Source organism: Enterococcus sp. ZQ21 (assembly GCF_030053755.1).
GTDB lineage: Bacteria > Bacillota > Bacilli > Lactobacillales > Enterococcaceae > Enterococcus_B > Enterococcus_B lactis.
Genome location: NZ_CP125658.1, coordinates 435105 through 455275, shown reverse-complemented (window position 1 = coordinate 455275; position 20171 = coordinate 435105). Strand labels below are relative to the sequence as shown.

The 20171-nt window shown below is 38.4% G+C and carries 16 protein-coding genes; 7 read left to right on the top strand and 9 right to left on the bottom strand.

What is annotated here, in order from left to right:
- Positions 1–236 precede the first annotated feature (236 nt).
- Positions 237–1418, top strand: a complete 1182-nt coding sequence (locus QK255_RS02175; RefSeq protein WP_002293256.1) for an AI-2E family transporter — start codon at positions 237–239, stop codon at positions 1416–1418.
- Between the two features lie 61 nt (positions 1419–1479).
- Here QK255_RS02175 and treC read toward each other — a convergent pair whose 3' ends face one another.
- The 3 genes from treC to QK255_RS02160 all read right to left on the bottom strand — a co-directional run bounded on the left by treC (position 1480) and on the right by QK255_RS02160 (position 6981).
- Complete coding sequence (gene treC, locus QK255_RS02170; RefSeq protein WP_002293254.1) at positions 1480–3108, bottom strand: alpha,alpha-phosphotrehalase; 1629 nt, start codon at positions 3106–3108, stop codon at positions 1480–1482.
- A gap of 441 nt (positions 3109–3549) precedes the next feature.
- The gene (locus QK255_RS02165) at positions 3550–6270 is read right to left on the bottom strand and encodes an ABC transporter permease (protein ID WP_002293250.1); all 2721 of its coding nucleotides are present in this window, start codon (positions 6268–6270) and stop codon (positions 3550–3552) included.
- A 9-nt stretch (positions 6271–6279) separates the two neighbouring features.
- Positions 6280–6981 (bottom strand): ABC transporter ATP-binding protein, encoded by a 702-nt coding sequence (locus QK255_RS02160; protein ID WP_002293249.1) that lies wholly within the window; start codon positions 6979–6981, stop codon positions 6280–6282.
- A gap of 184 nt (positions 6982–7165) precedes the next feature.
- On the opposite strand from QK255_RS02160, the gene QK255_RS02155 reads away from it, so the two are divergent.
- From QK255_RS02155 to QK255_RS02130, 6 genes are all read left to right on the top strand, one after another.
- On the top strand, positions 7166–7768 hold the full coding sequence (locus QK255_RS02155; RefSeq protein ID WP_002293246.1) for an isochorismatase family protein: 603 nt from the start codon (positions 7166–7168) through the stop codon (positions 7766–7768).
- An 81-nt stretch (positions 7769–7849) separates the two neighbouring features.
- Entirely contained in the window at positions 7850–8863 is a 1014-nt protein-coding gene (gene rbsR / locus QK255_RS02150; protein WP_002293245.1) for a ribose utilization transcriptional repressor RbsR, read from the top strand.
- Positions 8864–8972: 109 nt separating this feature from the next.
- Positions 8973–9896, top strand: a complete 924-nt coding sequence (gene rbsK, locus QK255_RS02145) for a ribokinase (protein ID WP_002293244.1) — start codon at positions 8973–8975, stop codon at positions 9894–9896.
- A gap of 21 nt (positions 9897–9917) precedes the next feature.
- Positions 9918–10313, top strand: a complete 396-nt coding sequence (gene rbsD / locus QK255_RS02140) for a D-ribose pyranase (RefSeq protein ID WP_002293242.1) — start codon at positions 9918–9920, stop codon at positions 10311–10313.
- Positions 10313–11686, top strand: a complete 1374-nt coding sequence (locus QK255_RS02135; protein ID WP_002293240.1) for a PTS transporter subunit EIIC — start codon at positions 10313–10315, stop codon at positions 11684–11686. The genes rbsD and QK255_RS02135 overlap by 1 nt, the downstream gene beginning before the upstream one ends.
- A 359-nt stretch (positions 11687–12045) precedes the next feature.
- Positions 12046–14211, top strand: coding sequence for a glucosaminidase domain-containing protein (locus tag QK255_RS02130; protein WP_002293238.1), 2166 nt, complete (start codon positions 12046–12048; stop codon positions 14209–14211).
- A 47-nt stretch (positions 14212–14258) separates the two neighbouring features.
- On the opposite strand, the gene QK255_RS02125 is transcribed toward QK255_RS02130, so the two are convergent.
- The 6 genes from QK255_RS02125 to QK255_RS02100 all read right to left on the bottom strand — a co-directional run bounded on the left by QK255_RS02125 (position 14259) and on the right by QK255_RS02100 (position 20059).
- The gene (locus QK255_RS02125; protein WP_002293237.1) at positions 14259–15308 is read right to left on the bottom strand and encodes an aldose epimerase family protein; all 1050 of its coding nucleotides are present in this window, start codon (positions 15306–15308) and stop codon (positions 14259–14261) included.
- A gap of 233 nt (positions 15309–15541) precedes the next feature.
- Positions 15542–17344, bottom strand: a complete 1803-nt coding sequence (locus QK255_RS02120) for an FtsX-like permease family protein (protein ID WP_002293234.1) — start codon at positions 17342–17344, stop codon at positions 15542–15544.
- Between the two features lie 13 nt (positions 17345–17357).
- On the bottom strand, positions 17358–18110 hold the full coding sequence (locus QK255_RS02115; RefSeq protein ID WP_002312797.1) for an ABC transporter ATP-binding protein: 753 nt from the start codon (positions 18108–18110) through the stop codon (positions 17358–17360).
- 8 nt (positions 18111–18118) lie between these two features.
- Positions 18119–18481 carry a YxeA family protein gene (locus QK255_RS02110; protein ID WP_002293232.1) on the bottom strand — a complete coding sequence of 121 codons (363 nt, stop codon included), beginning with the start codon at positions 18479–18481 and terminating at the stop codon, positions 18119–18121.
- 169 nt (positions 18482–18650) lie between these two features.
- Positions 18651–19523, bottom strand: coding sequence for an SPFH domain-containing protein (locus tag QK255_RS02105; protein ID WP_002293231.1), 873 nt, complete (start codon positions 19521–19523; stop codon positions 18651–18653).
- A 47-nt stretch (positions 19524–19570) separates the two neighbouring features.
- Positions 19571–20059 carry a DUF5348 domain-containing protein gene (locus QK255_RS02100; RefSeq protein WP_002293229.1) on the bottom strand — a complete coding sequence of 163 codons (489 nt, stop codon included), beginning with the start codon at positions 20057–20059 and terminating at the stop codon, positions 19571–19573.
- Positions 20060–20171: the final 112 nt, after the last annotated feature.

The following is a 20171-nucleotide window of genomic DNA, read 5'->3' as shown; positions in this document are numbered from 1 at the left end:
CCTTCTCATCTTCTTTCATAATGTTCCGATTCGCCTCTAGTAAATCGTAATAGTTACGTTTTAGCAACAGAATTTAATTTATCATAGGGTTAAAAGAGCTGTCAAGCGTTTTCTTATTTTAATTGAGGAGAACTTTTGTATGGATGATTCACGATATTTTTTCAATCAACCTCTATCATTTTCCTTTTATCCCCTCTTTTGTCTATAATAAAGTTATAGACAAAGGAGGAAAATGAGTGAAAAAAGAAACAGATACAACGAATCGTTTGATCCGCTTTTTGGGAGGCAAAACCTCTTACTATGTTTTAGGTATGGTGATCCTGCTGGCACTGATCATTTATTTTTTCCATCAGATTTCATTTATATTCAAGCCTGTTGGGATTATTATCGCTACTATCTTGCCCCCATTATTGTTTGCGCTGATCTTATATTATCTTTTGGAACCAGTCATCAAGCGTTTAAGCAAGCACCTTTCGAGGAACCTGTCAGTCATTATTGTTTATGTGATTATTTTATTTTTATTGGGGCTTGGAAGCGTATGGCTTGTTCCTTTTCTTGAAGAACAGACAAAAACATTGATTAGCAGTTTGCCAGATTTATTTCAAGATTTCCAAGAGAGTCTCCGTCAATTTTTGGAGAAAACACCTTTTGCCGATTCATTTAATCAATTTTTTACTTCTATTGATGACGTGACGTCTGATATAGCTGGCTTTATTGGAAATTATTGGGAAAGCGGCGCACAACGGATCAGCAATATTTTTTCAACTGTTACAGCTATTTTCATTACTTTATTTACTGGGCCCATTGTCACTTTTTTCCTTTTGAGAAATCCTCAAAAATTTTATCAGTCAGTTTTAGCCATTGTCCCACCAGCCTTTCGTACAGACTTTAAAAATTTGACAAAGATTGCTAATCAACAATTGGGTTCATTTTTAAAGGGGCAGATCATTGCTTCATTTATCCTTGGAGCAGTCTACTGGGTTTGTTTCTTACTGATCGGATTAGAATTTGCCAGTGTTTTAGCTATTTCTGCTGGGTTATTATGTATTATTCCATATATTGGACCGTTTATCGCTTTTTTCCCGGGTTTGATCATTGCATTCCAAGACTCTACTTTTATGGCTGTCAAATTTGTCATTGTCTGGTTTGCCGTACAACTTCTCCATGGTGACTTGGTAATTCCTCGAGTAATGGGTGATCGTTTGCAGATCCATCCGATTACGATCTTGATCGTTTTGCTTGTCATGGGTGATCTAATGGGAATTGTGGGCGTTATTTTCGGTATTCCTATCTATACGCTAGTCAAATTACTCGTTACTTTTATTTTCCGTAAATTCAAACAACGCTACAATAAATTTTATGGCGACAAAGGAGAGTATGAACACTCTTCATTTTCTGAAGAAGATTATTTTAAATAAAACACAAAACGTCGATCTCACGAGAATAGCTCGTAGGATCGGCGTTTTATACTTTTTTATTTTAGTTTTTCAGTAAAGCAATTGCCTGATATGGTTTTAGCTCCAGGTTTTGATGGAGAACAGTATCGGAATAATTATCGATAAGAATATCGGCTTCTGTGAATCCTTCTGGAATGGTGATCCTTGTATCTTTATCATAGAAATTTGTTAATACAAGTAGCTGCTGCCCTTCAAATTGGCGAAGATAGCCATAAACTTGCGGATGATCTGCTCCATAAGCATGATAATCGCCTTGTGCAACGATTGGATATGTTTTTCTCAACCGAATCAATTTCTTATAATAGGACAAAATAGAATCCTCAGAAGATCGTTCTTTCTCTACATTGATCTCTTCTAACTTACCTGCAACTTTTAACCAAGGTTTTCCTGTAGTAAAACCTGCTTGTTCTGCATCGGACCATTGCATGGGTGTTCGAGAGTTATCACGAGATTTTGCTTTGATTCGACGGAACGCCTCTTTTTCTGTACATCCTTGTGCAAGGAGCAACTTGTAAGCATTCAAACTTTCTACGTCAATATAGTCGGAAATCGAGGAATAGTCTGGATCGACCATGCCGATTTCCTCTCCCATATAAATGTATGGTGTTCCACGATTTAAATGGATCATGGTTGCTAGCATCTCTGCTCCTTGTTTTCGATACTGATCGATAGCTACAAACCGATTGAGCGCACGTGGCTGATCATGGTTATTAAAAAATAAAGCATTCCAGCCATTACCATCACTCATCTTTTCTCCCCAAGTATGGAACAGTCGCTTTAATTCTGCAAAATCAAATGGAGGAGTTGACCATTTATTGCCATTTTCATAGTCGACTTTCAAGTGATGAAAATTAAAGACCATTGATAATTCTTCTCTACTAGGTTCTGTATACAAGATACAATTTTCGATCGTCGTAGAGCTCATTTCACCGACTGTGATGATAGTGGAATCCGTCCCAAACGTTGCTTGGTTCAATTCTTTTAGATACGTATGGGTGATTGGTTTGTCTGTATATTCAGGTTTACCATCATTTTCTTTATTATTTTTCAATTGCTCGTCTTTACCGATAACATTGATAACATCGAAACGGAATCCTTTTACCCCTTTTTCCATCCAAAAACGAACTACTTTGAATAATTCCTCTCTTACTGCTTGGTTCCGCCAGTTCAAGTCAGCTTGTGTCTGATCATATAAGTGCAGATAATATTTCCCTGTATCTCCAAAGGGCGACCAAGCACTCCCACCAAATTTTGATACCCAGTCCGTTGGTTCTTCTCTTAAAATGAAGAAGTCCTGATAATACTGATCCCCTGCTAGTGCTTTTTTGAACCACTCATGTTCTGTCGAAACATGATTCAATACCATATCAAGCATGACTTCTATTTGGTATTCTTTTGCTTTAGCTATTAGTTGCTCGAATTCTTCCATCGTACCAAAGATAGGATCGATGGCTGTGTAATCAGAGATATCATAACCGTTGTCTTTTTGAGGACTTGGATAAATAGGATTTAGCCAGATCATATCGATCCCTAGATCATTCAAATATGGCAGTTTTTCTTTAATTCCTTTTAAATCTCCAATTCCATCACCATTACTGTCTTTGTAAGATTTGGGATAGATTTGATAAATGACTTTGTCTTTAAATGTCATGGATATTTGCCTCCATTCAACTGATTTCTTACTTATCACAACTTATATATACAAGTTATCATTTATTATTATAACTGAACCGAAAGCGTTTGTAAAATTTATCTTTATACTTCCTAAGAGGGTGTTGTCCAATAAAAAACAAGAGAACAGACATGTATTTGTCTAGTCTCTTGTTTAAAGTTCTTGTTTCTTCTATAAATGTTGTTCAGAAGCTTACATCTACGACAATAAGTCCTTTCAAATGAAAAATATGAGGAGCTGTTTTCGTAAATTCCTTCTTATTTCTTGAAGCTGACCACTTCTGTCACAACCTCTTTCTTAAACGGTGTTCAATCAGCTGGCCTTCGGTATTAGCTCAAAAAACGGCAAAATATGAGGAACTATTTTGCCGTTTGTTTCTCTAATACTCAGGTCAAACCGCTGATTTCACAACCTCTATTTTTATTCATTCGATTTCAACGCATCAATCATATCGATATGCTTTAATTTGAAATGGGTAACAATCATCACAATAACCGTGAATACGATGGTTAATCCTGCTGATAAAACATAAGCCCACCATGTAATCACTAATGGAAAGATGACATTCTCCATAGATGCTTGTTGTAAGATAAAGTCAGTCAATACATATCCTACACCAAATCCTCCAATGATCCCTAAGAGAGTAAAGATGATATTTTCTCGAACAATATACATCGTGACTTCTTTATCAAAAAATCCAAGGACTTTTATCGTAGATAATTCGCGTACACGTTCAGAAATATTGATATTAGTTAGATTATACAAGACGATAAAAGCCAGCAATCCTGACAATACGACAAAGATTAATACAACTGAGTCTAAGTTCGCCATTGATTCTTCTTGCGTTTCGATTTGTTTGGACATGAAAGACGTATTTGTCACAGCGTCTGTAGCCAGCAGTTTCTCGGAAAGCATTTCTTCTTCTTTCGTTGTCATCTTATCTGTACGCAGCAAAAATGCATTATCCGACATCGATTGATCAGTCACTGAAGCATAATATTCAGGGGACAGATAAATAAAGCTGCCTAGATAGTTTTTCACGATTTCTTTTACTTCGACTTTCCATTCTTTTTGATTTTCATCATAAAGCGATATATGATCTCCTGTAGATAAGTCAAATAGTTCTGCTGCTTTTTGCGTAATAGCGATTCCTGCTTTAGGTAAGGAACGTGGGTTCTCTTCAAGATCTGTTAAATGGATAAAACGATCAAAATCAGCTGTTTTACTCGGTACGATCACTGTCAGACTTTGTGAAGCATGCCCTTTTTTTCTCAATTCTACGGTTTGAGTATGAATAGCTAGGATCTCATTTACTTTTTCTTGCTGCTGCAACATATCCGCTGCTTTTTGATGATTCTCTTCCGTGGATGAATCTAATGTAACAATTGCTTGATAGTCAATGATCGGTCCAAATTGTTTGGCTGAGACAGAACTTAGAGAATCTTTCAATCCCACGCCCGCAACCATCAGACCGGCACATCCAGCAATTCCGATAATCGCCATAAGCATTCTTGACTTGTATCGGAAGAGATTTCGATAACTGATTTTTTGATTAAAGCTAAGGCGTGACCACAGCGGAGTGATGTATTCAAGAAAAATACGTTTCCCTGGCTTCGGTGCTTTCGGCTGAAGCAGTGCAGCAGGCCGTTCTCTTAAATCTTTGAACAAAACAATCATTGCAGCGCCAAATGCGGCAATGAAGAATGCGGCAGCTGCTTGTAAAATAGGTGGCCAGTCATAAAAAACAAGGGCACTCCCAATGTCATATCGCTCGTTAGATAGTTCAAAAATGATCCTTGGTAAAAGATTCGTTCCTAATATCGTTCCTAAAACAATGCCTATTCCTGAGGCTAGACTTGCATAGATTGCATATTTTTTTGCGATTTCAACTTTCGTATAACCTAACGCCTTCAATGTTCCGATTTCCCTGCGGTTTTCTTCTACCATACGCGTCATTGTCGTAAAGGTGATCAATGCAGCAATAAAGAAAAAGAAAACAGGAAAAACATTGGCGATTGCTGCGATACGTTCAGCCAGATCACCAAATTCTTGAAACCCGACATTTTCTGAACGTTCATTGTATAGGTATGATGGTTTAGTTAAATTTTCAATTTTTTCTGCATTTTTGTTCCATTCTTCCTCTGCAGAAGCTAGTTCTCGTTCTTTCTCAACTAACTGCCTTTCTTGTTCAGCGAGTTGAGTTTCTTGTTGAGACAAAGTTTGTACAGCGATTGTCCGTTGCGCTTCAGGAAGCTGCTGGATAGCTGCTGACTGCTGCGCTAACTGTTTTTTAGCATCTTCTAACTGTGTTCTTCCCTGTGCTATTTGTGCTTTGCCTTCTGTTATTTTTTGCTGTGCTGGTTCTAATTCTTCGTTTGCCGATTTTTTCAGCTCTTCTAAGCGTTCTTCGGGTCGATCTTGTAAATACTTTTCTGCCTTTTCTTGATTTTGCTCCATTTTATCTTTGTAAGCTTTGCTGTACGTATTCAAATTCTTTACGTTCGTAAAATCCAGATATAAGACAGAATAAATATCCGTCTTGAAATTGGATTCAGGCAAATAGACAAAATAATCCACGCTACCATTTCCGACATTCGCGTATCCTCTCTCCAAATTGTTGATGAACAATGGAGAACGGACAAAGCCAGTGATGGTATACTCTTTTTCTTTCAATTCATCTGAATCAATCTGATAGACATCACCGATTTTATACCCTTCATTCTCCTCATTCTCCGCTTTTTCATCTAATAAAAGTTGGTTGGATTTTTCCGGGCATTTTCCATCAATTAATTGTAGCTTGTTCTGCCTGCTATTTTTGTTATAAGAAAAGATTTGAATCACTTCATTTTTGCCAGTATTGGAATAATAGAACTGTTTTCCTGTTTCTACTTTTGCATCTGGAATCTTTTCTGCTTGAGCGATATCTTTTTGTGTCAAATCACCAGTAGAAACGATTTGCAAATCAGAAAGTCCTGCTGTATCAACATAGTGATCCATCGTTTTTTGCATGACAGGTCCAGCAGTTTTGACACCTACGAATAAAAGTGTTCCTAGCATGACAATAAGGATGATTGCAATGAACCGCCCTTTAGATTGCCGGATTTCGCGAAAACCTGCTTTAAGATATGTTTTTGTTTTCATAAAATCCTCCTACCATACAATCTCATCAATGGATGAAGGATGCTCATTCAATTCAACTGTCCTTACTTTCGCATCATTGATGTGGATAACTCTGTCAGCGATGGGCGCTAAAGCAGAATTATGTGTAATGATCAAAACAGTATTACCGTGTTGTCTGCTAGCATTTTGCAATAATTTCAATACTTGCTTTCCTGTTTCAAAATCCAGTGCACCTGTCGGCTCATCACATAAAAGCAGTTTAGGGTTTTTGGCTAATGCTCGAGCAATGGAAACCCTCTGCTGTTCGCCTCCTGATAATTGGGACGGAAAGTTATTCAATCGATGAGCTAGGCCCACTTGCGTCAATACTTCGACAGGATCAAGCGCATCAGGGGAAACTTCCGTTGCCAATTCCACATTTTCTTTTGCTGTTAGATTAGGAACGAGATTGTAGAATTGGAAGACGAACCCTACATCTGTTCGTCGGTAAGCAGTAAGCTGCTTGTCTGAAAATTGTGCAATATCTGTGTTATCAATAATAATCTGCCCTTCATCAGGTGTGTCCATCCCACCTAAAATATTAAGAATCGTTGACTTTCCCGCTCCACTAGGGCCAAGTATAATCACTAATTCGCCTTTTTCAATTGAAAAAGAAATATCGTCATTTGCTGTAATGGTCGTTTCTCCCATCTTGTATCGTTTGTATTCATTTTTTACTTCGACATACTTCACTCTGATTCCTCCATTTTCACGATATTTCTCGCTATATCTATGCATCGAATGCGTTTTCTCACACTTATTCATTTTACCATTGAATTTCTCTAGACTAAAGAAAGGAATTCTTTATTTAGTTGACAAATAAACGATTTATGATTTACTTACATAAAAAACATTGTTATTTGAAAGAAGGAACATCATGAATGATTTAAAGAAAAATATGATTTTTGATTTATCAAAAACTGCTTTTGTCGCGATCGACATGCAAAAAGGGATCGTAAATAACGGTACACTCTCTCCACACACTGCAGCATCTATTCTGACAAACAATGATTCGTTAGCAAAAACATTGAAACGTACCGCTGCCTTGAAAGTTTTAGTGAATGTAGACATCTCCACTTTCCCTTATTTGAGTCAACAAACTGATATGGGTGGAATGACTGCTGCTTCTGTACCTCCAGAATTCACTGATTTACTTTTGAAGGATTCTTTGAAAGATACAGACAATATGTTGACTATCACAAAATACAATCCAAGTGCTTTTTTTGGTACTTCTCTTGATCTTCAACTTCGCCGTCGTGGAATCGAAACCATCATTTTAAGCGGTGTAGCGACAACAAACGGTGTATATGCTACTGCATTAGATGCCTTTCAACACGGGTACCATGTCGTGCTTGCTGAAGATGCTTGTAGTGATCGCGACAAAGAATCGCATCAATTGTTCATAAAAAAGATATTTCCGAAAACTGCACGAGTACGTTCAACGAAACAAATAATCGAAGCAATCCAACAAAGCAAATAGGGTACTAGCGTATGTGATTTTCATTTACTTCTTTTTGATTTCATGGGAAAATAACCACAGGATTTAGATAGGAGTATGAACATGGTGAAAAAAAAGATCACAATCAAAGAAGTCGCTAAACTTTCCGGTGTTTCAATCACAACTGTCTCCTTGATATTAAATGGAAATACGGAGAAATTCAGTCCGAAAACCGTTCAGAAAGTTTTAGCTGCTAAAGAAGAATTAGGCTATCAACCTGATTATTTTGCTAGACAAATGATTACCAAGGAAACGAAAACGATTGGCGTACTCGTTCCTGATATCACGAATCCATTCTTCAGTACATTGATGCGAGGAATTGAAGATATCTTGTACAATCAGAACTTCGTCACGATATTATGTAATGCTGATTCTGATCATCAAAAAGAAATCGAGTACCTAGCCGAGCTCACACGTCGAGGTGTGGATGGATTCATTATTGCGACTTCTGCTGTCTCTACGAATGCAATCAACGAAAATTTGAAAAAACAAGGCCGGCCCTTCATTGTTTTGGATCAAAAAAAATCTGAAGGATTTAGTGATGCCGTACGAACAGACGATTTTCGCGGTGGTTATCTGGCAGGTATGCACCTACTTAGTCTAGGACATCAAACGATCGCCCTTGTCTATCCTGAAAATCTGCCAGAAAATGTCCACGCTCGGATTGATGGGTTTAAATCTGCTCTTGATGTTTACCAAATCCCTCATGACCGACTGATCCTCTTGCCTACACAGTTCTCAAAACAAGGCGGCTACCAAATCACAGCCAAACTTCTTGATTCTGCTGCAACTGGTGTGTTTGCTTTAAATGATGAATTAGCTTTTGGATTATATCGCGGATTAGAGGAAGCTGGAAAAAGCATCCCAGAAGACTATAGCATTATTGGCTATGATAATATAGATATGTGCGAATATATCAAGCCAAAACTGACGACAATCGCACAACCAATCTTCGAATTGGGGCAAACATCTGCCCAATTATTGTTAGATCGAATCCAATTCCCAGAAAAAGAGTGGGAAGAAAAACGGCTACCTGTACGACTAGAAAAAAGATTTTCGACTGCACCCTTGAAATAGCTTTCAAGGTGTGCTATATTTTTATCGAACTATTAAAACGTTTTACTAAAACGTTTTAAAAAAATAATTCTTCCCATCAAAATAAATGAGATAGTTGGAGGTTTGTGAAATGAACACGGTTACAGTAATTGGAAGTATTAATATGGACACTACCCTTCGTTTAACCAAAATGCCAAAACCAGGAGAAACGATGCATGCACATGAGATTTTTCACGCTGGCGGAGGCAAAGGCGCCAACCAAGCAGTGGCAGCCAAACGTTCAGGCGCACGAACATCTTTTATTGGAGGTGTTGGAACTGACAGTGAAGGACAGCAATTGTTGGATCTACTGACGAAAGAAAACATCGATACATCTGGAATTGCTGAAATTGAGGGCGCCGCAACCGGACAAGCAATGATTATGGTGGATGCCGCAGGAGAAAACAGTATCTTGATTCATGCAGGCGCAAATAATGCTTTCCATGAACAAGAAGTTCGAAAGAACAAAGAATTGATTACAAACAGTGACTTTATTATTGCTCAATTCGAAAGTAGTTTAGATGCGACGATCCTAGCTTTTTCTATTGCAAAAGACGCAGGAAAAACAACGATCCTGAATCCTGCACCAGCTAGAGAAACCATTCCTACTGAACTACTCGAAAAGACAGATATCATTATACCAAATGAGACAGAAACAGAAATTATTACAGGAATCAGAGTTACAGACCATGACAGTTTGGTCGCAGCAGCTGAAAAAATGCATGAATTAGGCATTGGAACAGTAATCATTACATTGGGCAGTGCCGGTGCTTTCTACCACACAGAAAAAGAACACGGTATCGTCCCTGCTTTTAAAGTAGATGCTGTCGATACGACAGCCGCAGGTGATACATTTATTGGGGCATTGAGCAGCACACTTCTGCCAGACCTTGGTAACTTGAAAGAAGCGATCCTTTATGGAAATCTAGCCTCTTCTATTGCCGTACAGTCTTATGGTGCGCAACCTTCTATCCCTTACCGTGAAGCTTTAGAACAATCAGCAGTCATAAATTAACAACGAGAGGAAGAAACAAACATGAAAAAAGGAAAAGTCATCAATTCAGATATTTCGCGAGTAATCGCACAAATGGGACACTTTGACAAATTAAGTATCGGGGACGCAGGCATGCCTGTTCCCTTTGGTACTGAAAAAATAGATTTAGCTGTTTCAAACGGACTTCCAAGTTTTTTATCTGTTTTAGAAAACGTTTTAGAAGAACTTGAAGTACAATCCATTGAATTGGCGGAAGAAATAAAGACAATGAATCCGGAAATATTGGAAAAAATCAAATTACTGTTACCAGATACACCGATTAGCTTTATCCCACATGAAGAAATGAAAAAAGATTTGAATAACTGCCATGCATTTATTCGTACAGGCGAGATGACACCTTATGCCAATATTATCTTAGTGAGTGGAGTGGTCTTCTAATGGAAACGACAATGAATCCTGAACAGATGGTACTGTCCGAACAGATTCATCTGCTGATTGATCAGTTAGGGGGAAAAGACAATATTGATTCTGTCCTCCCATGTGCGACTCGGCTTCGTATCAAATTACAAAAACAGCCGGCAGCAAATGTAGAAAAATTAAAGCAGCAAATCCCTTCCATCAAATATTTCATTTTACTCGATAGATATGCAGAAGTAATTATGGATCAGGGATTGGCCCCTGCTTATAAGGAATTGACACGTCAAATCGATCATTCAGCTCCGAAAGAAAAGCTAAATCCGATCGAAAAACTATTTGGTTTGATATCGGAAATCTTTACGCCAATCATTCCCCTATTTGCCGGTTCTGGTATATTAAAAGGTCTGGTTGTTTTAGCGACTACGATTGGCTGGCTTAGTGAAACGAGCGGGACTTATCATATTTTGTCTGCTGCGTCGAATGCTGCCTTTTATTTTCTGCCAATCTTTCTCGCTTTTTCTGCCGCCAAAACGTTTAAAGTGAATGGATATATCGCGGCTGTCATTGCTGCAGCGCTGATTGAGCCAAATTTGACCTCTTTACTTTCAGATAGTGGTAAAGCAGCTACTGATTTTCTGGGGATTCCTGTAGTGCTGATGCAGTACACGTCTACTGTCATGCCGGCGATTTTAGGTATTTTCTTTTATTCTTTTGTCGAAAGATTCCTTAAAAAATATATTCGTGAAAACATGCAATTAGTATTTGTACCTTTACTTTCATTAGTCATCACGGTTCCTTTGACATTAATGGTCTTCGGACCTGCCGGTGTTTATCTTGGTGAAGGTTTAGCTGCAGCAATTACTTGGATGATGGATATTAACGGACCGATCAGTGGAGCAATCATCGCTGGAGGCTGGAACATTTTGGTGATATTTGGTATCCAATGGGCTGTAAATCCTGTCATGATCAGCAATATCTCAGCTTATGGGTTCGACCGTATCGTTCCGTTGACAGGAGCAGCTAATTTTGGAATGGCTGGTGCAGCTTTAGGGGTATTCCTCCGAAGTAAACGTTCAAAAACACGTTCGATTTCTGGTTCTGCTTTCGCTTCGATTTTACTTGCGGGAGTGACCGAGCCTACTGTTTACGGAATCGCGATTCCATTGAAAAAACCATTTGTTGCTGCTTGCATCGGTGCAGCTGCTGGTGGAGCTGTCATGGGATTTGCTCAAGTGAAAGCGATCGCTTTTGTATTTGGTAGTCTGACCACATTGCCAGCCTTTATTTCCGGTACTTTTTTCTGGTACTTAGCAGGATTGGCTGTTAGTCTAGTCGTAGCAATGATCACCACCCTTGTTAGCGGGTTTGATGAAGACCTAATGTCTTACGAATAATGAACGAAAAAAGACTGAAGTATGAGATGCTTATCACATATTTCAGTTTTTTTCTTTTTTAGGATCGTTATTTTTATAAATTTTTTGTGATACTCTCCAATCTTTGGTATAATTTACATATGCATGACCATTTTTATCCCCACTTGTTTATCCCCAAACAAAGATGGTTTATGCAATAAAATGAACGACAAACCACAACGAATGACTGCTCGTTGCTTTTTTACAACTTGTTTTATTTAGAATACACAAGCAGATTCATGGAAAGAAAAAGCTTTTCGACACGATTATCTGTTCAATCGAATAACTTATGAATGCTGAATAAAACAGAAAATCAATGAAAGGAAAAGGACTAGTTTATTATGAAAAACAAAAAAACGATGCGTTTGCTAGCTGCTACTTGGCTGATTGCTCCTACTGTTTTGTCGACTAATGCCGTATTTGCTGTAGATAATCAAACAACCGATCAAACAGTCTCAACAGGTACGTCTACTTCCAGCTCATCTACTAGCGAAACTACGGATTCTTCTACAGAAGGCACAACCGGAACAACTGACTCATCAACAGAATCGTCCGAACCAACTGATCCGGCTGATCCATCAGAAAATGAAAAACCAGCCGAGACATATACCCTTACGATTGCTCCTTCTTTGATAGGGAAGATCCAACTAACTGCTTCGTCAGAGGATACCGCTGAACAGCAACCTTTGAATATCACAGAAAGCGGAACGGTAGAAGGTTTATCAGCAGGAACAAAGGTGACTTACACTATTACGCCAGCTGAAGGTGAACAAATTGCTTCCGTCGCTGTGAATGGTGCTAAAGAAGTGAACTATGAGGCAAAGACTTTTACAGTAGGTACGAACAATTTATCTATTACTGCAGAATTTGAACCTGTACCGGATACTTCAACAGAGGAACCAACTGATCCTAGTGAAGAAGTCCCTAGTACACCAGATCCGGAAACGCCAAATAAACCAGATGAGGGTAATAACAACAATAGCAACAATAGCAACAATAATAATGGTTCAAATAATTCAAATAATTCAAATAATAATAACAATAATTCGAACAGCGGGAATTCTTCGAATCAAACAAACCCATCTGGATCGAATAACAATGGAAATACTCAGAGAGAACCAAATCATCCAAACAATGGTTCATCGAATGGCGGAACGAACAATGCTTCGTCTCGTCCAAATACAGCAAATCAAAGCGGTATAGAGGATCCATCTTCTGCTTCTTCTGATTTTGTTGTAAAATCACCAATTGATGCTGTATTGCCTACAAATGCAACAAATGTCCAACAAGCAATCGTTCGAGAAGCATTCAAGCATCTTGGAAAACCATACGTATGGGGAGCAAAAGGTCCAAATACTTTTGACTGTTCTGGTTTGACTTATTACGTATATATGAAAGCAACCGGTCATTATATCGGTGGCTGGACAGGCGAACAGCAATATGCAGGTACGCAGATTCCAGTAAGTCAGGCCCAACCTGGCGATCTCGTCTTCTGGGGACCTTCTTCCGGTGTTACTCACCATGTAGGTATCTATATTGGGAACGGACAATTTATCCATGCGCCCCAACCAGGAGATAAAGTTCGAGTAACTTCTATTTCAGATTTCACGCCTGATTTTGCTGTCCGAGTAAACTTAGCAGGTTTACCTGCTGCTTCAGGTTCGCTGACAGGCGGCTCATCTATTTTAGATGGATTAGATGGCTCGTTCCATTTCAGTCAAAACCAAACAACTGATCAGTTCCTGAAAAAGATTGCAGATGATGCACAGGAAATCGGCCAAAAAGAAGGAATCTACGCATCAGTCATGATGGCTCAAGCCATCCTGGAAAGTGGATCTGGAAACAGCTTATTATCAAGCGAACCAAATCATAACCTTTTTGGTATCAAAGGATCGTATAAAGGAAGCAGCGTGACCTTCAATACACTTGAACAAGATAGTTCGGGACAAAGCTACCAAATCCGCGCCCAATTCCGTAAGTATCCTTCTTACAAGGAAAGTTTGGAAGACTATGCCGACTTGATCAAAAATGGACTGACTGGCAATCCTGACTTCTACAAACCAACTTGGAAGTCGGAAACAAAAGACTACAAAGAAGCAACCAAATATTTGGAAGGACGTTATGCTACAGATCGCCAATATTCACAAAAATTGAACGCGATCATCGAAGCGTACGACCTGACAAAATATGATGAACCGAAAAAAGAAGCAACAACAACTGAAGAAGCAAATACTGAAATTCTCCATATGTCTAAGCGATTCGATGTGCCAATCAAATGGACAACAGATGGCGTGCCAATCACAGGATTAGAATTTTCAACGATAAAACGCGTCAACAATGCTTCTTCCATCTTCCGTGTCGCTTCAATCTGGGATTTGTGGAACACGTTCACGGCAAGACAGATACCAGAAACAACTACTCGTACAGTTAAAGCTGCAACTGTTCCTGTACTAACTTTGTTAAGTTTAGACAAATCATTCTGGCTTGATCTGCCTTTAAAGAAATAGAATAAATAAAAAAGGGCGTGTGACAGTGTCACATTCCCTTTTTTAATTTATTCTATTTCTTTATATTTATTTATTTTGTATTCCGTTACAAATTCGCGTACTTGGTTAGGTTCCAGAGTGACATCTCCAAAACTTTCAAGTCGCTCTGCTCCTGGTAGTTCTTGAGTCTCAAATGTGATACCGCCATGATCTACTAATTTTTTTCCACGCATTTCTGGCCCATCTTCTCCAAAATTTGCGGTAAAAATCACAATTCCTGAAGCATCCGTTTTTACTTGGATTGATACTTTTTCATCAGGGCTCGTCAATTCCGCTGCATTTAGCAGATCAGCCTGTTTTTTTAATAAAAATGGATGATCGATACCGCCTACCATCGTTGATTGGCGAAAATCACTGGCGAATACCTCACCTAATTTTTTAGGATGTTGAAAGTCAAATGCTGTACCGCTTACTGAAACCACTTCTCCTGTAGGCGTCGTATCTTTATTGAGCGTAGCAAATAATCGGCTGTTCAACCAAAGCGTATGTTCGTCGATTGGCTGTGTTGGATCACCAGTTAAATTGAAATAAACATGATTCGTCGGATTGAATACTGTTTTCTGGTCACTGATCCCTTGGACTGTCACTCGCCATGTATCATCATTCGTCAGTGTATACCGTACTTCTACGTCTAAAGTGCCAGGAAATCCATTTTCCATGTCTGGACTAGTCTGATAGAAAATGACTGAGGCTTCGTTCTCACCATTAATAACTGTATAATGCCACTGCTTGGCTTCAAAGCTAGGTGCACCGCCATGTAAACAATGGCCAGTATCTGGATCTGTTTTTACTTTGAATGTTTCATCATCTAATTTGAATGTGCCATCCGTGATCCGTCCAGCCATACGTCCGATTGAAGCTCCGATATAAGGATCTTTTTCCAGATATTCTTTTGCTTCATCAAAGCTTAGAACCAACTCTCGTTTTTCATTATCGATCATTGTTTGAAAATGGACGACTCGTGCACCTAGATCACTGACAGACAAAGATGTCCCATTTTGATTCGTGATCGTGATCAAGTGATAGTTTCCGCCAAAATTTTGTTCATTGATTTCCATGTTCCTTGCACCCTCTTTTCTTTCATTTGTACTGATTCCAGTATACATGGAAACCGTTTTCTTAACAGCTTATTCCGTGAGTAACGAGAAAAAATTTACTATATTCTAATAAAAGATCACGAAAGAGGGACTGTGACAAAAATCTTGTCACAGTCCCTCTTTCTGAACAAACGGTGTTCCAGAAGTAGCTTCTTCGGAGATAAGCCGAAATTTCTTGAAGCTGATCACTTCTGTCACAACCTCTTTTTCAATACGATTCCAGTATACAACCATGTCGTCAGTACATAGTAGATGAAATACAATACGAAGAAGATCGTAAATGGCACCCAAATATCTTTATATGGATTTTGCATGAATAGACCAAACATTTGTAATCCGAATAAGACATGGACTACACCTAAGATTCCTGGTGCTAAGAATAACACACCTACTTCTCTACGGATCGATTGTTTAAGCAATCCGCGTCGTGTTCCTATCTTTTCAAGCATTTCATAACGAGCGATGTCACTCTTGCTTCCTGACAAGATCTTGAACATCAAACAGCTAGCAAGCATAGTCAAGAAAGCTAAACCTAAGAAGAATCCCATAAATTCAAAACCAGAGAATAGACTATTATATCCTTCATACATTTCATACTTCTGGTTACTGTACTCTACTTTTTGCAAAGATGGATTGTTCGTTTTATTTTGTGTAGCAAGTGCTTTGATTGGTTCCAAGTTTGCTTGGAAGTCTTTGACCTGAACTAGCTGTAAAGTGGATTGTGGCAAACTCAGTTGATCAAATTCCGATTGACTGACTACCTTGATTTCTTTTTCTTGCTGTTCAGGCAATTCATAGCCACGAAGCTCATCTTGTACAGTCAGTTCATTCATTTTTTCAGCAGGAACTTTTTCTTTCGTGATTTTCGGCGGTGTCCCATCTTCATATTTTATCATGACCAATGGTTGAGCCGCAAATTCACTTGCATTATAGTAAATCGTTCCCGCATCTTCTTTTTGAGTATAAGAAGCAGAAAGTGTTGGTGATAGTTCTTTGATTTTTTGCTGATCTTCTGCCCGAGGATTATTCATCACTAGGTCATAACCAGCAGCATTTTCCGTCATTTCCGAAATTTCATTTCTAAATCCTAGACCTACTGTCAAAGCACCAAGTGCTAAAGCAAACAGCATAGCAACCATGGAGAGCATTTGTGTATATTCACGAATACGAAAACTTAACTGTGACAATGTGAAATTGTTCAATTTTTTCAATGAAATCTGTTCTGATTTCTTTAATAATGATAAGAAGAAAATGATCACAGAGTGGAAAATGAAATAAGTTCCTAATACGATCGTGACTAGAGCTACTCCCATACCAAAAACTTGATAGGTCCCCACATGTTTCATCATATAATAACCGCAGCCTAGAAAAGCAATCCCTAGTACTACTTCAAGGAAGAACAAGAATTTATGCTGCTTGATTCTTGTTGGTGTCTGATCCGCACGAATCAATGCTAAAATCGGTTTTTTGACAATCGAAAAAGCATTGACAATAGCTGCTAATAAAAACAAAATAGCAAAAAACAAAACGGTGATCAACAACCCATGAATGCTAAAAGGTGTAAAATGCGAAATATTGATATCTAACTGATCCACTAATAATCGGTGGACGATACTTGTCAATCCTACACCGACAGCTGAACCTACTAAAGTAGCCGCGATCCCTACTACGAATGTTTCAGAAAAAATCATCTGTGCGATTTTTCTGCCTTTTGCTCCTAGCATCATAAACATGGCATAGTCTTTTTGTCGCATCGTCATCAAAAAGGAATTCGCGTATAAAATATAAACGAATGTGATGATCCCTAGTAAAACAGAACCTAGTCGGAAAATGATAACTGTAGCAGCAACGACCGTATTGCTTTTCAAAAAGGCTTCGTTGCTCGCCATTGATTCAAACATATAAAAAATAGCAGATGCCATAACTAATCCTGAGAATAATACCAAGTAATCTCTTAAACGGCTCTTGATTCCAGTAAGTGATAATTTCCAAAGCATAGTCGATCTCCCCCTACTGTTCCAAGTTTCCAAGAATAGATAGTATTTCCCGATAGAAGGAATCCCGGCTTTGATCTCCACGTTTCACTTCTTGATGGATACCGCCATCCTTGATAAATAAAATACGTTGGCAATAACTTGCAGAAAACGGATCATGTGTCACTAGAAGAATCGATACATGATCTTTTGTATTCAATTCGTCCATCGTATCTAAAAGATCACGGGCACTTTTAGAATCCAGCGCACCTGTAGGCTCATCCCCTAATAAAATCGTTGGTTGTGTGATCAACGCACGTGCGGCAGCGACCCGTTGTTTTTGTCCACCGGAAATCTCAGAAGGATAGCTTTCCAAAATATGAGCAATCGATAAACGTTCTGCAATTTTTTGGACACGTTGCTTGATTTCTTTTGGTCTGACACCTTGTAAAGAAAGAGGAACAGCGATATTTTCTTGTGCTGTCAAACTTTCTAATAAATTGAAATCTTGGAAAATAAAGCCGATTTCATTCGCACGAAAATCTGCTAGTTGATTTCCTTTTAATGTCGTCACATCTTTTTGATTGATTCGGATATGTCCATCTGTTGGTTTGTCTAATGTGGATAAAATATTCAAAAGCGTTGATTTACCTGAACCGGAAGCACCCATGATGCCAATAAATTCACCTTTTTCTACATCGAAGCTGATGCCGCTTAATGCTTGCGTCTTTTTCTCATTGTTTTTCCCGTATACTTTTGTTACATTCTGTACTTCGACTATTTTGTTCATTTCTTTCCCTACCCTTTAATTAGTTTTTCTAGTGCTGTTTTCGGCACATCTTTTTTTTCGACTTCTTCATATGAAGTGACACCTTTCTTTTTGTTCCAGGTGATTTTCAAATATGCTCCTTTACGAAGCGGTCGAGTCAATTGCCCATTGAAATCTAGTTCTTTTTCCTTACCCTCTTTCGTATAACCAGGCAGGATATATCTATAGTTGACTGTTTCTTGTCCAGAGTCTGCTTTGGATACTATTTTTGCACCATCTGTCGTAATCTGTACATAGTATTCTTCTCCGCCCATCACTACGTAATCTGCGATTTTCACCCCTGCAAGTGCCACAACGATGAAAACAAGTAGTCCGATCAGAAGTTTTTTCACTTTTTCCCCTTCTCTCTTACTTTATATATTGATTATAGAAAAAAACGAACAATTATGCCTTCGAATCATCTATCATTCTTCTTTCAATTTTGTCATTTTCATTGAACAACTAAAAAAGAGTTTAAGACAATCGTCCTAAACTCCTTCTTCCTATCTTACAAAAACTATATCACTTACGGTCTTTCATATCGCCTGTATTGATAACGGGTTGCGTTCCTTTGTCTGTAATGATTGAGACAAGTAAATTATTGATTAATTGGACTTTTCGATCATCGGTGAAATTGATTTCTTGTCCTTCTTCGATTTGTTCCAAAGCCATTTGAGTGATCGTGACAGCTCCTTCAACAATGGTTTGTCGAGCAGACAAAATAGCTCTTGCTTGTTGACGTTGCAGCATGGCACTGGCGATTTCTGTTGCATAGGCTAAATGATTCAATCGTGTTTCGATTACTTCGACACCTGCTACTGCTAAACGCTCTTGCAACTCCTTTTTCAACTCGTCAGACACTGCCGTAGTGTTTCCTCGAAGCGTCAAATCATCATCATTGAAGGTATCATACGGATATTGGCTAGCGATATGCCGGATGGCTGTCTCACTTTGGATTTCTACAAAATCTTGATAATACGCTACATCGAATAATGCCTTTGCTGTATCAATGACTTTAAACACGACTACCGCTGAGATTTCGATGGGATTTCCGTCTAAATCATTGACTTTTAAAACAGAACTGTTGAAATTCCGAACTTTCAACGAAACAGTCATTTTTTGTGCCAAAGGAATCGTAAGGAAAAAGCCATTTTCCCGGATCGTACCTAAATATTGTCCAAAAAACAAAATCACTTTTGCTTGATTAGGGCTGACTACAGTTGCCGAACTTAGCAACAGTAACGCTATCAGCCAAAGAAAAATACTTAAAAATAGTGCCCAAACTTTCGCTTGCCACATGCCTAAATAGAAGAAAAATAAACCAACTAAAGCTAATACGACCAAACCGACGATTCCTGCATAACCATTGATATAAATTGCTCTTTTTTCTCTCATTCTACTTTCTGCGCTCCTTTATCCTTCAATAAATATAGTGTTGCTTTTTAATCCTTTTTTCGAATTCGCGCCATTGCACCTTCTAGTTCCAAATCTTTGTCTTCAGTGATGTACCAACCGCTTGCTTGTGTTCCTCCGGCTGCTTGCGGCAAATAATCCAATCTTGTTCGAACCCAGTGTTTTTCTTCTGTAAAATAGTCTTCTACCAAGATTTCTAGATCCATTCCTGCTGAAAGAGGCAAGTCTTCCCGAACAGATTTAAAGATAAATCGTTCCTTCTCCCCATCATACTTCAATATTCCTGTATCGATAATCGGTAAAGAATAATAGTCCAGTTCTTTCTTCACCGTCAATAAATGTTTGAAAACTTCATGGTACACTTGCTCTAATTGACGACCTTCTGAATTGTTCGGATAGTTGACCATCACTTTTTCTTTATCTGGATCATAAAAGGTTTGACTTAGTTGAGTGATATAAGTATGTAATCTTTCCATTTCTGTTTTTAACTTTTCTCTTTGACCTTCTTCTGCCTTCATATACTTTTTCACCCTGTTTTCTTTATAGATATGTTCTTACTTATTTTACTATAGTTATGTGTGTTAAGCGATGAAAAACAGCAAAGATCCTTCCGATCTTTGCTGTTTTTTC

Excerpts from the sequence above, each read along its gene's own strand:
- QK255_RS02115 (WP_002312797.1), bottom strand. The coding sequence starts at position 18,110 with ATGAACAAAATAGTCGAAGTACAGAATGTAACAAAAGTATACGGGAAA.
- rbsD (WP_002293242.1), top strand. The coding sequence starts at position 9,918 with ATGAAAAAAGGAAAAGTCATCAATTCAGATATTTCGCGAGTAATCGCA.
- rbsR (WP_002293245.1), top strand. The coding sequence starts at position 7,850 with ATGGTGAAAAAAAAGATCACAATCAAAGAAGTCGCTAAACTTTCCGGT.
- QK255_RS02130 (WP_002293238.1), top strand. The coding sequence starts at position 12,046 with ATGAAAAACAAAAAAACGATGCGTTTGCTAGCTGCTACTTGGCTGATT.
- QK255_RS02155 (WP_002293246.1), top strand. The coding sequence starts at position 7,166 with ATGAATGATTTAAAGAAAAATATGATTTTTGATTTATCAAAAACTGCT.
- QK255_RS02135 (WP_002293240.1), top strand. The coding sequence starts at position 10,313 with ATGGAAACGACAATGAATCCTGAACAGATGGTACTGTCCGAACAGATT.
- QK255_RS02100 (WP_002293229.1), bottom strand. The coding sequence starts at position 20,059 with ATGAAGGCAGAAGAAGGTCAAAGAGAAAAGTTAAAAACAGAAATGGAA.
- rbsK (WP_002293244.1), top strand. The coding sequence starts at position 8,973 with ATGAACACGGTTACAGTAATTGGAAGTATTAATATGGACACTACCCTT.
- QK255_RS02120 (WP_002293234.1), bottom strand. The coding sequence starts at position 17,344 with ATGCTTTGGAAATTATCACTTACTGGAATCAAGAGCCGTTTAAGAGAT.
- treC (WP_002293254.1), bottom strand. The coding sequence starts at position 3,108 with ATGACATTTAAAGACAAAGTCATTTATCAAATCTATCCCAAATCTTAC.
- QK255_RS02125 (WP_002293237.1), bottom strand. The coding sequence starts at position 15,308 with ATGGAAATCAATGAACAAAATTTTGGCGGAAACTATCACTTGATCACG.
- QK255_RS02165 (WP_002293250.1), bottom strand. The coding sequence starts at position 6,270 with ATGAAAACAAAAACATATCTTAAAGCAGGTTTTCGCGAAATCCGGCAA.
- QK255_RS02105 (WP_002293231.1), bottom strand. The coding sequence starts at position 19,523 with ATGAGAGAAAAAAGAGCAATTTATATCAATGGTTATGCAGGAATCGTC.